Annotated in this window: 13 protein-coding genes; 6 read left to right on the top strand and 7 right to left on the bottom strand. The window is 35.8% G+C overall.

The genetic code is table 11. From position 1 onward, the window contains the following. Nucleotides 1–12: 12 nt before the first annotated feature. Together ACX12B_RS06490 and ACX12B_RS06485 are read right to left on the bottom strand one after the other, a co-directional pair. Entirely contained in the window at nucleotides 13–1,008 is a 996-nt protein-coding gene (locus ACX12B_RS06490; RefSeq protein ID WP_459353223.1) for a plastocyanin/azurin family copper-binding protein, read from the bottom strand. Between the two features lies 1 nt (nucleotide 1,009). Then, a complete protein-coding gene (locus ACX12B_RS06485; RefSeq protein ID WP_459353222.1) occupies nucleotides 1,010–1,498 on the bottom strand; it encodes a HEAT repeat domain-containing protein in 489 nt (162 codons plus the stop codon). A 97-nt stretch (nucleotides 1,499–1,595) separates the two neighbouring features. On the opposite strand from ACX12B_RS06485, the gene ACX12B_RS06480 reads away from it, so the two are divergent. Beyond that, on the top strand, nucleotides 1,596–2,261 hold the full coding sequence (locus ACX12B_RS06480) for a TlpA family protein disulfide reductase (protein ID WP_459353289.1): 666 nt from the start codon (nucleotides 1,596–1,598) through the stop codon (nucleotides 2,259–2,261). A 250-nt stretch (nucleotides 2,262–2,511) separates the two neighbouring features. On the opposite strand, the gene ACX12B_RS06475 is transcribed toward ACX12B_RS06480, so the two are convergent. After that, on the bottom strand, nucleotides 2,512–3,291 hold the full coding sequence (locus ACX12B_RS06475) for a CFI-box-CTERM domain-containing protein (protein ID WP_459353288.1): 780 nt from the start codon (nucleotides 3,289–3,291) through the stop codon (nucleotides 2,512–2,514). Nucleotides 3,292–3,328: 37 nt separating this feature from the next. Then, nucleotides 3,329–3,784 (bottom strand): 50S ribosomal protein L15e, encoded by a 456-nt coding sequence (locus ACX12B_RS06470; RefSeq protein ID WP_459353287.1) that lies wholly within the window; start codon nucleotides 3,782–3,784, stop codon nucleotides 3,329–3,331. A 215-nt stretch (nucleotides 3,785–3,999) separates the two neighbouring features. Here ACX12B_RS06470 and ACX12B_RS06465 point away from each other — a divergent pair, with 215 nt between their 5' ends. Both ACX12B_RS06465 and ACX12B_RS06460 read left to right on the top strand, forming a co-directional pair. Beyond that, the gene (locus ACX12B_RS06465; protein ID WP_459353221.1) at nucleotides 4,000–4,659 is read left to right on the top strand and encodes a hypothetical protein; all 660 of its coding nucleotides are present in this window, start codon (nucleotides 4,000–4,002) and stop codon (nucleotides 4,657–4,659) included. Next, nucleotides 4,656–5,171 carry a thr operon leader peptide gene (locus ACX12B_RS06460; RefSeq protein ID WP_459353220.1) on the top strand — a complete coding sequence of 172 codons (516 nt, stop codon included), beginning with the start codon at nucleotides 4,656–4,658 and terminating at the stop codon, nucleotides 5,169–5,171. The genes ACX12B_RS06465 and ACX12B_RS06460 overlap by 4 nt, the downstream gene beginning before the upstream one ends. On the opposite strand, the gene ACX12B_RS06455 is transcribed toward ACX12B_RS06460, so the two are convergent. The 3 genes from ACX12B_RS06455 to ACX12B_RS06445 form a co-directional block, all read right to left on the bottom strand. Next, the gene (locus ACX12B_RS06455; protein ID WP_459353219.1) at nucleotides 5,168–6,154 is read right to left on the bottom strand and encodes a hypothetical protein; all 987 of its coding nucleotides are present in this window, start codon (nucleotides 6,152–6,154) and stop codon (nucleotides 5,168–5,170) included. The two genes, ACX12B_RS06460 and ACX12B_RS06455, sit on opposite strands and share 4 nt — an antisense overlap. Before the next feature lie 116 nt (nucleotides 6,155–6,270). Continuing rightward, the gene (locus ACX12B_RS06450; protein WP_459353218.1) at nucleotides 6,271–7,203 is read right to left on the bottom strand and encodes a D-2-hydroxyacid dehydrogenase; all 933 of its coding nucleotides are present in this window, start codon (nucleotides 7,201–7,203) and stop codon (nucleotides 6,271–6,273) included. Between the two features lie 67 nt (nucleotides 7,204–7,270). Continuing rightward, nucleotides 7,271–8,665 (bottom strand): multicopper oxidase domain-containing protein, encoded by a 1,395-nt coding sequence (locus tag ACX12B_RS06445; protein ID WP_459353286.1) that lies wholly within the window; start codon nucleotides 8,663–8,665, stop codon nucleotides 7,271–7,273. Nucleotides 8,666–8,792: 127 nt separating this feature from the next. Here ACX12B_RS06445 and ACX12B_RS06440 point away from each other — a divergent pair, with 127 nt between their 5' ends. The 3 genes from ACX12B_RS06440 (at nucleotide 8,793) to ACX12B_RS06430 (ending at nucleotide 12,450) form a co-directional block, all read left to right on the top strand. Then, entirely contained in the window at nucleotides 8,793–10,154 is a 1,362-nt protein-coding gene (locus ACX12B_RS06440) for an aspartate ammonia-lyase (protein WP_459353217.1), read from the top strand. 3 nt (nucleotides 10,155–10,157) lie between these two features. After that, a complete protein-coding gene (locus ACX12B_RS06435; protein ID WP_459353216.1) occupies nucleotides 10,158–11,426 on the top strand; it encodes a tRNA (N(6)-L-threonylcarbamoyladenosine(37)-C(2))-methylthiotransferase in 1,269 nt (422 codons plus the stop codon). A gap of 73 nt (nucleotides 11,427–11,499) precedes the next feature. After that, nucleotides 11,500–12,450 (top strand): cell division protein FtsZ, encoded by a 951-nt coding sequence (locus tag ACX12B_RS06430; RefSeq protein ID WP_459353215.1) that lies wholly within the window; start codon nucleotides 11,500–11,502, stop codon nucleotides 12,448–12,450. Nucleotides 12,451–12,517: the final 67 nt, after the last annotated feature.

The raw sequence follows: 12,517 nt of genomic DNA, 5'->3' as shown, positions 1-12,517 counted from the left end.
AAATTTTTGTAATTATTCTACGTGAATAATTCCAGTCATCCAAGGATGAACCATACAAAAGTAATCAAAAGTTCCTGCTTCTTCAAATGTAAATTCAAAAGTTGCACCAGACATGAATAGTCCTGAATCAAAGACTCCAGTTGGACCAGCATTAACATTTCCACTTGTTACAGTGTGAGCTGCAGTATCATCATTGCTCCAAGTAACTGTGGCGCCAACTGCTACAGTTGCATCATAAGGCAAGTAGCACTCATTAGTGTCTTCACATCCAGGGACACCAGAACCTTCAGGTGAAGAAATAGTTAATGACATTGGTAAATCAGATTGTGGTTCAGGTTCTGGCACAGGTTCTTCAATTACAGTCGTTTCTGAATCATCAGTTACAACAATGACACCAGTCATCCAAGGATGAACCATACAAAAGTAATCAAAAGTTCCTGCTTCTTCAAATGTAAATTCAAAAGTTTCACTGGCCATAAACAAACTAGAATCAAAGACTCCAGTTGGGCCATCTTGCATTGAGCCACTTGTTACAGTGTGAGATGCAGTATCAATATTGTTCCATTGTACAGTATCACCCACTGAAACTGTGATAGAGTAAGGCAAGTAGCACTCATTGGTTTCCTCACATCCTGGTCCTCCAGAACCTACTGCAACATCTACTTGATGAATTCCAGTTGCAACTGGAATAGTCTCTACTGGTTTTGGTTCAGGCTTTGGTTCAGGCTTTGGTTCAGGCTTTGGTTCAGGTTTTGGTTCAGGTTTTGGTTCTGCTACAATGCATTCGCCAACATAATCAAGTTTAACATTAGCAGCATCTAACATACAGGAATTTCCATAAGTTTCACCATCAACACCACACATAGGATCCCACTGCATTGTACAAGCAGTTGGTCTTTCTTCAACGACTCTAGGTTCAATAATCTCATCAGGAGACATTGCAATAAATCCAAGAGATATTGCTACCAAAACTCCAACTACACCTATAATTCCATAAGAAAAATTCATCTCATCCACCTGTTAACTTTGCAAACTTCTCGTTCTTACTTAACTTTTCCATAAATTCGATATTAGATAGTGCTACAACAGCAGATTCTACAACTGGCTTATCAGGATCGTTTAATGCCTTTTCCAAGGCATCTTTTGCATCTTTATTTCCAACAACACCTAATGCAATTGCAGCTTCATGTCTTACAAACATGCTCGGATCATTTAGAGTCGCATCAGTTAGTGGAGGAACTGAGCTAGAATAACACATTTGACCTAAAGAAAAGGCAGCTTCATGTCTTACCAATTCATTATCATCATTTTTCAAAACTTTAGCAATGTAAGGAACCTTGTCTTCTCCACCAAAATCAACTAAAATACAAGTGGCTCTTGTTCTAACAACATAATCAGGATGATCTAAAAGTTTTACAAAGTATTCAGTGTCTTTTTGCTCATATTTTTTTTCCATTTCAGCAAAAAGTGTCAATCGATCATCAGTAACTACTTGCAACGTTTTTTGAGATTTTTGCGTCCTATATTTAGTTAATCAGAAGAAATTTCAAAATTTTAGAGGTATGTATTTAATGGAAAAAGTACGATGGTGTCTCATGAGCGCAGTAATTGGCCAAAAAGCACCAAACTTTGGGGTCTCAGAATGGGTTCAAGGTGCACCAACAAATTTTGACCAAGAAAAAGACCACATTGTTCTAGTTGAGGTATTCCAAGTAAACTGCCCAGGATGTTTTATGCATGCATTGCCTGAAGCAATTGAGATTTACAACAAATACAAAGATGAGGGGGTAAGAGTAATTGGAATTGCGACTGCTTTTGAGGATTTTGATAAAAACACATTAGATAATTTGAAAATGCTGGCAGAGACAGGAGAGGTAATTGGAGAAACTAAAAGTGCATTTCAAATGAGCGGGCAATTACAAGAAGGTAACAAACTACCATACAAAATTCCATTTCCCTTAGCAATGGATAATTTGGTAAAGACAACAGGCGAAATTAGCCAAGAAAAGATCATGCAGTTTATCTATCCACAAATTCCAGAATTTGACTCACAGCCTGAAGAATACAAAAATCAAATCATACAAAGGGTCAAAGATTACATGAAATCAAAGGAATATTCTGCTGAGACATTTGAAAAGTTTGCACTACAAGGAACCCCATCAACTATTCTAGTAGACAGAAAAGGAATCCTAAGAGACGTGTCATTTGGTCAAGTTGGGCAAACAGAGTCAATGATTCAAAAACTACTCAACGAAGACTAGATTATACGATTAAGACAGCAATAATAGACAACAATACAGCTGTGATAAACCCTCCAATAATAGCAATTTTTGAGTTATCCACAAGGTTTGATTTTGAATTCTAAATTTTAAGGATTTGTAAAAAACATTAATTCAAATCAAAACAACATAGAACATGGAAGAAGGACAAATTATTGTTCCATTGTTAATTGTAGCAGCAGTTGGAATTTTGGTAGGAACAAGAATATGGATTATGTTTAAAAAATAGATTTTAGATTCTTTTAATTCCCAAAATTACAATTGCAGGCAATCCAACATACATTCCGATGTTTAGAATAATTAATGACACTCCAATGGATAAGACTTCAGATTCTGTTTGAGCATAATCCATCAAAGATAATGTTGTAATCATAGGGGTAATTCCAGCCTTGATTATTTCATTGAATACTGGATTTTCTCTTTGATAATCTGCTACTTGGGGACTAAATGAATAGTAAAATGTGTTAAATGAGTTCATAAATGACTTTCCAGATTCTGTTTGCAGCAATTTGTTATCTCTTAATTCTCTTAACTGTTGGACTTGAGGTGCAAGTTCAGAACCAAATGTTGCAGTTGCAATCAGACAACCGCCTCCAGGCTCTTTAGAAGTGTCTTTATTATCAGGAATGGGTTCTACAATTTCTTTTATGCCAACAAGGGCATTTGTTCCAATAATATCGATTTTGTTATTTCCAATTCCAGTAAAATTTAGGGTGATAAATGAAATTCTTTTATTTGATTTGAATTCTTGAGCAGATTCAACATCATTAATGTAAAAAGTGAAATTGCCACCAAGCAAATTAATTGGAATTCTTACCTCACCTAGATTATTTTCCAGTCCGCTGTTAATGAAGATGGTCAGACGTTTTTCATTTTTATCAAACTCATGTTCTAAAATATCAAAATTTGAAACAGTAACAACTTCAAATGTATGTCCACTTGTATCAACATCAAGGCGAGTTAATAATCCCGTTTTATCTGATAGTTGGCCAAACACAGGAGATACTATCAAAAGTAAAAGTAGCGGAATGAAGAATATTATTTTCAATTTATGCTGTTTGAGAAATACGTTTAGTTAATTCTTTATCTTGTGCAATTCTTGGATGAACTGGGTCTGCTAAGATTACTTCAAACCAATAATGTTTGCCGTCTTTATAGATAAAGTAAGAACCCAAAAGTTTCATGTTTGGATATCTTTCGCTAACCCTTCGTTCAGCAACAGTTTTCATATTGTCATCTGCCTTGATTCGGGTAACACCAAGATGTTTTGGCCTTCTACCACCAGTTGGTCTTTGTTTTCTCATACCACCAGTACCAACTCTCATTCTAACAACAATAATGCCTTGTTTTGCTTTGTATCCCAATCTTCTAGCTCGCTGAATTCTGCTAGGCTTGTCAATACGGGTAATTGCATTTTGTTTACGCCAGCCAACTATACGTTCACGTAGTTCTGGAGCATTTTCTTTCCAGAGGCTGATCCATACTTGGTCTTGACGACTAGGCATATCGGGCATAGTAAAACTCCCTTTAATAACTGTAAATCGAACGAACCTGAGCAACGCTAAGCAATCAAAATTCTCTTGAGCGGGGCATTACATCCCACACACTCGAAGAGTTGCTTCCGCAGAAAACTCGATAATTTAACCACGCCAAAGTTGTTAAAAAGGATTCCTGAGGATTGATTTGAGATTTTTATTGAACAACTAGAGCAAGAAAAAAGATGAAAGTCATAACTGTAGTCATAGCCACAGTTTTGGCACTTAGTTTGACCATTTTGCCATCGGCATATGCAGAATCTACTGTAGAGATCATCATGGAAAAAACAACATACAGTTACTGTGAGAAATTATTCTATACAATCAAGGTTTCAGAAGTTACAGGAAATCCAGCAATAATTCACATCAGAGATGAAACAGGAAAAGGAAGTAGTGCAATTCCATTTCCAATAACTGAATTAGAAAATCCAGTACCATCAAGGGTTGCTTTTGAAAAGGAGATTTTTCCATTAGGCAAATATTTCGTTGATGTTGAATATAATGGAGTACAAACAACAGCAGAATTTACACTAGTTGATACAGACAAAGTATGCATTCCAGAAGTAGTAAAACCAATTATGGCAAATTGGCTTTCAGGAAACATATCAGATGGATTCTTGATTGATGCATTCCAGAAATTTACAGAAGAACTAGATATTTTCAAAATTCCATTTGATGTGAATGAAACAACTGTTTATGATGTGAGAATTCCCGAGTGGGTAAAAAACGTAGGATATTGGTGGCTTGAAGGTGTAATTAGTGATGATGAATTAGCTAATGCAATAAACAATCTCATTGAAAGAGACATAATATCACTTGAACATGAAACAGGAAATGAGATATGAACAAATATTCTGTGATAACTGCAGTTGCAATTATAGTAATAGTTACTCCATTTGTATTTGCTGCAATGAATATTGTTGGCAGTCAACAATTAGAATACAGATGGCATTCTCCAGGAATCTTTTCATTTTTTACAATGTTAAATCATGGGGAAACAGAGTTTTGCAATACACTGCCATTTTGGATGACGTTTGAAAAGTTTGAAGTTTCAGTATTTCACATGGAAAGATATCTTGGATCATATGTGGTCAAACCATTGACACTTGATCCATTATCATCTGGAGTTCAAGAAGGAATATTTTCATCTCAAGATATTGAAGAGGCACAACATATCTTCATGAATTTTGATTTTTCATTTGATTCAGGGGAGATGAGAATGGATGCCAACAAGTTTGTTGTAAGAGTTCAGACAGACACGCCTATTCTAGGCATAATTCCATATTCATCAACTACACATATTTCAGCATTTGAGTTTGATGAAATGATGAATGCAGAAGATTTGACTTGTGATTAGTTTCCGCTTTTACTAGCCTTTGACATTAATGCCAAGATGATTGCAATAGCACCAGTTATAATAAATGCTGCAACTAATCCATAACCCAATTCTTTACCAAGTCCTTTGGTATTTGTTGGTGCAGATTTTTGAGGTTCAGCAACACACATTCCATCTTTGAGGATTGTTCCAGGACCACATCTTTCATCTAAAACACATGCTCCATTTTTGAGAATTGTTCCAGGACCACATTCTGTTGTTTTAGAGGTTTCTTTTGGAGTTTCTACAGGTGCAGATTCAGAGTTTTCTTTTTCAATGTCTGCAATTAGTTTGTCTAATTCAGATTTTGATATATCTAATGCCTCATAAAATGTATAATCAGAATAATTTTCTTCAAACCAAGCCTTGTAAGAGGATTCAGTTACATAGCGTTCAACGTAAACTTTGGGATCTTTTGAAGGGTCTACAAATGCTGCGGGAATTTGTTTCTCAGAAACAGGTTCTTCAGAAGAGTCTTCAGAAGTTTCCTCAGATTCAGAAGGTGATTCTTCTATAGTTCTACCAAATACAGAACCAATGATTTCTATCTCCTCAGTTCCGTTAGGTAATTCAATGCTCAGAGTCCTACTTTGAGAGGTAGTTTTAGTTTCTGTAAAGTTTGGTTCATCACCATCAGCTAAAACGATAAAATCATCATCTACACCTTCAAAAATAGAATCAAAAAAGGTTCTATCAAATGTAATATCTAATACTCCTTGAGAGCCTGTAACGTCAACTGAAATTATCAGTGAAATAAAATCAGGATCAGATTCAATGTTAGATACTGACATTCCAGTTACAGTATAATCAACATCATAACTAGTTCCATCTACATCAACAGATACTGTTTCTGCATACACAAATGCTGAAGAGATAATTGTAAAGAAGATTAATCCTAAAGAGATTTTTAGCAAAGTATTACCATTAGCCAAGTTTCTTAATCTTTCAGATTGTAGTTGGCTCATACTATGATTGTTCAACGATTGACTTCCTCCAAATCGGTGTTAAAAACAAAGAGACGATAATTAATCACGTAAAAGTCAACTTTTTTGCGTACTTTTTAAGAATCACGCAGGAATGATTAGATAACGCCTCGCAAAATCTGCACAATTTTCTCAGCAATTACATTTGCAGCCAAGGATTGTGCTTCTTTTGTTTGAGCGCCAATATGTGGGGTTAAAATGACATTGTCAAGTTCTGCTAATTTTGTTCCAATAGCAGGTTCTTTTTCAAATACATCCAAAGCAGCACCACCCAAAGTTCCATTTTTGAGTGCATCATAAAGTGCATCTTCATCAACAACTCCACCTCTAGAAGTGTTGATAATTTTTGCAGTCTTTTTCATAGTAGACATTTTCTGTGCATCCAACAAATGATAAGTAGAGTCCAACAGTGGAACGTGAATAGATATGTAATCAGAACTTTGTAACAAAGTATTCAAATCAGCTTTCATTAAACCAACTTCTTTTGAGAATTCTTCATCAATTGGAACAACATCATATCCAATGATATTCATGTTAAGTGCATGTGCAAGTCTTCCCAATCTTTTTCCAATATTTCCCAATCCAATAATTCCGAGGTATTTTCCTCTAAGTTCAGTTCCCTTCAATTCTTTTTTGAGCCATTGTTGATTTCTAATTCCTCTATCACCTCTTGCAGTTTGTCTTGCAAGAGCCAACATCAAACCTAATACTAATTCAGCAACTGCATTCATTGCACCTTCTACAGCATTAATTACTCGAATGTTCTTTGCTTTGGCAGCTTCTTGATCAACATTATCAAGTCCAACTCCAACACGTGCAATAATTTTACAGTTGTCTGCTTTATCGATCATCTCTTTTGTGATGGTAGTTCTACTTCGAACAATTACAATATTGTAATCAGCAATTTTTTCTACAATTTGCTCAGGAGTAATTTCTGGTTCATAAGATACTTTCAAGCCATTATCTTGTAAAATTTTATTCAAAATTGGATCTACTTCATCACAGATCAGTACAGAATCATCAAATCCCATGAAATAGAAAATAGAGCTACGGAATATAATTCATTCAAAATAATAAAAAGAAAAAGATGTTAAGTGATCAAGAAGTTAGGATTTCTGCTACTACAGGAATTACTTCCCATAATGCGACATAATCGCCACTTGCTTGCATTTCAGAAGCTACTTCATCAGTGTACAAACCATGAATGTTAATTGCTGGGTGAGCAATACTGTTCTTTCCCATTGGTGGGACAGCATCACTTGGGTTACCCAAAGCATATGCATAAGATGCTACTGGTGCTGGGATAACTCCTTTTTCAACTAGAACTGGGTTCAAGCCGAATGGGTCACCTGCTACAAAGACTGTAGCTGCGCCAGTGTAAATTGCTGCATAGTCATGGTTAACTGCTGCGTATGCACCTGGTTCATCAAATACCAAGTCAACAATCATTCCTTGTGAGCCACCGAGTAACCATGTTTCAGTTGCTGCGGATTGTACTCTGTTACCTTGTGTAACTCTGTCCAAGATTTCTCCTACAATGTGGAAGAAGACTGGTTCGTTACCTTGGTTTTCAACGAATAATCTTACGTGTTGATCATTTTCAACAAATAAGAGTTGTGATTGGTATTGCTTGTGTTCAAGTCCGTTCCATGGTTGTGCAACAAAGATGTTCTTCTTTACATCGCCATTGACGAGTAAGTTATGAGCCATGTTTGGTACATAACCAAATTGCATTCCGTTAACAACTGTTGCAGTGTTATGATGTTGGAACATTGCTCCTGCATCATAATTGCCTTCAGGTGTAAGGTACATTTGGTTGTATTGGAGTTGGAACTCTAATGCATCTGCATCATAGAATTTTCTGTCAAGTTCACCACTTCCACTTGTTTTCTCTACCATTAGTTTCTTGTAACCTTTTGCAGGATCAACAATTGTAATTCCGTACATGCCGGAAAGTACGTGTTGGTCCATACCAATTAGTTTAACACCAGAACAATGGTATTTGAAAATACCAGCAGATTCAGCGATGTAACAGTACTGACTTGTTTCACCAGGATTAACTGATTCAAAGTTTCCTGCTGACATTTGTGATGCGTGCATGTCGTTACCGTGTCCAGTAACTTCATCGTCTGGAATTGTTAATGTCATTTTGACAACATCACCTTGTGTAACTCTTAGTGTTGGTCCTGGGACCATTCCACTAAAGGTCATGGCGTTGAAAGTTTTTCCTCCCATGATTGGAAGTTCGACACTTTCACCTGTCAAATTAAACTCAACGACAGTACGTCCAGAGCTTTCTAGAACACCACAGTCAGTTTCTGCGAATGCTTTAGGCATTACAAGCTGTAAACCGCCCATATTTCTGATCTTATCCATGACATCGATATCCATTTGGTCCATGTCAAGGGATTGACCAGTAATTTGGGTTTGTGTGTATGTGCTTCCGAATAAGGTTGCGCCCATTACAGCTACTGCTGCAATTGTAAAGAGCATACTAACACGCTTATTCATTAAGTGCCGTGGTTCCTAATTCCTATATAATAATTCCCATTATTGATATGTGAAGGTATGAAAATATCTGAAAAAGAATGAATAATGGGTCAAAATAATCGAGTTTAGAATGAAATTTCGATTAGATCAAGATTCATTAGGCAAAGTCAAAATTCCATCTGACGCATATTACGGAGCATTTACGGGAAGAGCAATCAAACAATATCATGTTACTGGAAACAAATCTCATGAGAATTTGATAAAGGCGTTTGTCATGATTAAACGATCAGCTGCTGTGGCAAATATGAAAACAAAGGCAATTGATACTAAACGAGGAAAGGCAATTGTTGCTGCTTGTGACAAAATTTTGGCAGGAAAGCATGTTGACCAATTTGTTGTAGACATGATAAACTCTGGTGCAGGAACTGCATTTAACATGAATTCAAATGAAGTTATCTCAAATGTGGCATTAGAAGTACTGCACAAAAAGAAAGGACAATATGAATTCCTACATCCAAATGATCATGTCAACATGTCACAGTCAAGTAACGATACATACCCAACTGCAATGCATGTTGCAATTTTGATGAATCTCAAAGAAACAATTCCAGCTATTGATGTTTTAATAAAATCATTATCTAAAAAGGCAAAACAATTTTCTTCATTTAAGAAAATTGGAAGAACTCACCTCATGGATGCATTACCAGTAACATTAGGCAGTGAATTTGCAGCATATGTTACATCCATTACTAAAGCAAGAAATGAAATTGTTGCATCACAAAAAGAACTACAAAATGTTGCACTTGGCGGAACAGCTGTTGGTTCTGGTGCTAATACACCAAAAGGATATAGAAAAATTGCAATTTCAGAACTTGCAAAGATTTCCAAGCTAAAACTTAGACCAGAAAAAGACATGCAGCATGCATTACAAAGCAAATATGCTGTTGCAAATTGCTCAAGTGCATTACGTAATCTAGCATTAGAAATTGGAAAACTAGCAAATGATATCAGATTGATGGCATCAGGTCCAATTGCAGGTTTGGCAGAGCTCGGAATTCCTGCAGTTCATGCAGGCTCATCAATTATGCCAGGTAAAGTAAACCCATCACTTGCAGAATGCATGAATATGATTTGCTTTAATGTAATTGGAAATGACACCGCAGTATCATATGCAGCACAAAGTGGTCAGTTTGAGCTTAATGTCATGTTACCTGGAATGCTAAAGTGTATGCTAGAGTCAACAGACATGCTAAAGAACTTCTTGCCAATATTTGCTGCAAATCTGATTGATGGACTTACTGCAAACAAGGACAAATTACGGGCAGATATTGAAAACAGTCCAGTAATTGTAACATTGTTAACTCCAAAAATTGGTTATCTAAAATCTGCAGAGCTTTTCAAAGAGTCATTAAAGACTGGAAAAACTATCAGAGAACTAGTCGTTTCAAAGAAATTAATGACTAACAAAGAGATTGATTCTCTGTTTGGATAAAGTATGGCAAAAATATTTGTAGAATCTTACGGATGTTCTGCGAGTTTTGCAGACTCTGAAATGATTTCAGGATTAATTCTAAATGGAGGTCACACTCTAGTTGAAGATTCTTCAGAGTCTGATCTCAATATTGTTGTAACGTGTTCTGTAAAAGATGCAACAGCAAACAAGATGATTCACAGAATAAAATCATTAAAGACAAAGCCCCTAGTCGTAGCTGGTTGTCTACCAAAAGCTGAAAAAGAAACTGTGGAAAAGTTTTCTGAAGGTGCCAGTCTACTTGGCCCTAATTCCTTAGGAAAGACTCTCCAAGTTATTGATTCTACGCTCAAAGGAAGAAAAGAGATTGCACTAGAAGACTCTGATTTATCAAAAGTAGGGTTACCAAAAGTCAGATTAAATCCAGCAGTAGGAATAGTCGAGATTGCAAGCGGATGTATGAGTGAATGTACATTTTGTCAAACAAAAATTTCAAAAGGTGATCTTCAAAGTTACAGATTAGGAGATATTGTAAGACAAGTAAAAACAGAGATCAATGAAGGATGTAAAGAAATTTGGTTAACATCAACAGATAATGGATGTTATGGATTTGATATTGGAACTGATTTGCCTTCTTTAGTTAATGCAGTTTCAGAAATTCCAGAAGAGTTTATGATCAGAGTAGGAATGATGAACCCAATGTACATGCCACGAATCAAGGAAAAATTAATTGAATCATATGATAATGACAAAGTCTTCAAGTTTCTCCATATACCCGTACAAAGTGGAAGTGACAAAGTTCTGCACGATATGAAAAGAGGTCATACTGCTGGAACATTCAAAGAGATAGTAAAAAAGGCAAGAGAAAAATTCCCAAACTTTACCATTTCAACAGATATCATAGTAGGATTTCCATCAGAGACCAAAGAAGACTTTGAGAAAACAGTAGAATTGCTTGATGAGACAAGACCAGATGTGGTAAATCTTTCAAAATACAGTGCCAGACCAGGAACTGAAGCTGCTGAGTGGGAGCAAATTGATGTTGCAGAAGTAAAATCAAGAAGTAAGAAAATTTTTGAACAGATCAACAAAATATCATTAGAGAACAACAAAAAGTGGATCGGCTGGAAAGGTGATGTTCTCTTTGATGAAAAGACAGACGAGGGAATCAAAGGTAGGAACTTTGCTTACAAGCCAGTCTTTGTCCCTGAACAAGTAGATATTGGACAATTGCAAGCAGTTGAGATTATTGATGCAACACAAAATAGCCTTCTTGGAAAGATCGCAAGCTAAATTTTTTAGATCTAAAATTTGATTAAAAAAACGTAAGAAGGTTTTTTATGGAATTCAGAGAATAAGATCTGAAATGAGTTTTCAAGTAAAAGAACCAGTTTTAGTAATAGGTTTGGGCGGCGCAGGCTCAAAATTAGCACTCAAAGCCAAAGATTCACTAAATTCAGATTGTCTCTTAATTAGTAATGATTCAAAAGACTTCATAGAAGAAGTACCATCTGTACATGTTTCAACTGATTCAGTAGTAAATCCATCAATGCAATTAATCAGAGGCTCAACTTACAACGTTTCAGAAGAAATCAAATCAAAGATTTCAGGTTATTCCACTATTATTATGATGAGCAATTTAGCAGGAAAAGCAGGCTCAGCCATGGCACCAGTAGTATCAGAGATGTGCAAAGAGGCAGACACAGGATTAATTTCATTTGCAATTATGCCTTTCAAATATGAAAAAGACAGAATTTTCAATTCAGGCGTATCATTAAAGAGAGTTAGAGAAAACTCTGAATGCACAGTAGTGCTTGATAATGATTCATTATTAGAGAGCAACCCAGACTTGACTCCTAAAGCATGCTATGACATTGCAAACTCTGCAATTATGCATGTTGTAGAATCACTTGGAACATCAGAAATATCTCCTGAGACAAACATTCTCACTACAAGCAAAGAAGGACAAGATATTGAAGATTCACTTAGAGATTCACTCAAAATGCTATACGAAAATGCTCCACCTAATGCTGTAAAACGCTCAATGCTATATGTCGTAGGAGGAAGTAACATTCCAGTAGGAGTAATAAACTCAATAACTAATCTCACAAGCGGAATTCTCAATGAAAGCAATTCACAAATTGACATGACTTCAGAATCTGAAGAATCCAAAGTAGTAATGCTATCATCCATTCAAGGAATGACTAAATTTGATAACTATGATCCACTTGGAATGATTCCACAAGAAGATACACTTGATTGGTCTACACCAGATTGTAGTATTGATTGTAAATTAGACTTGTATCAATTAGAATAAAATAATTTTTTAAAATTATAATTTTTTGAAAGAGATTATTATTTTTCTTCTTTCTTTGGTGCTTCTT

The organism is Nitrosopumilus sp. S6 (genome assembly GCF_054515815.1).
This window is presented reverse-complemented; position numbering and strand designations above follow the sequence as displayed.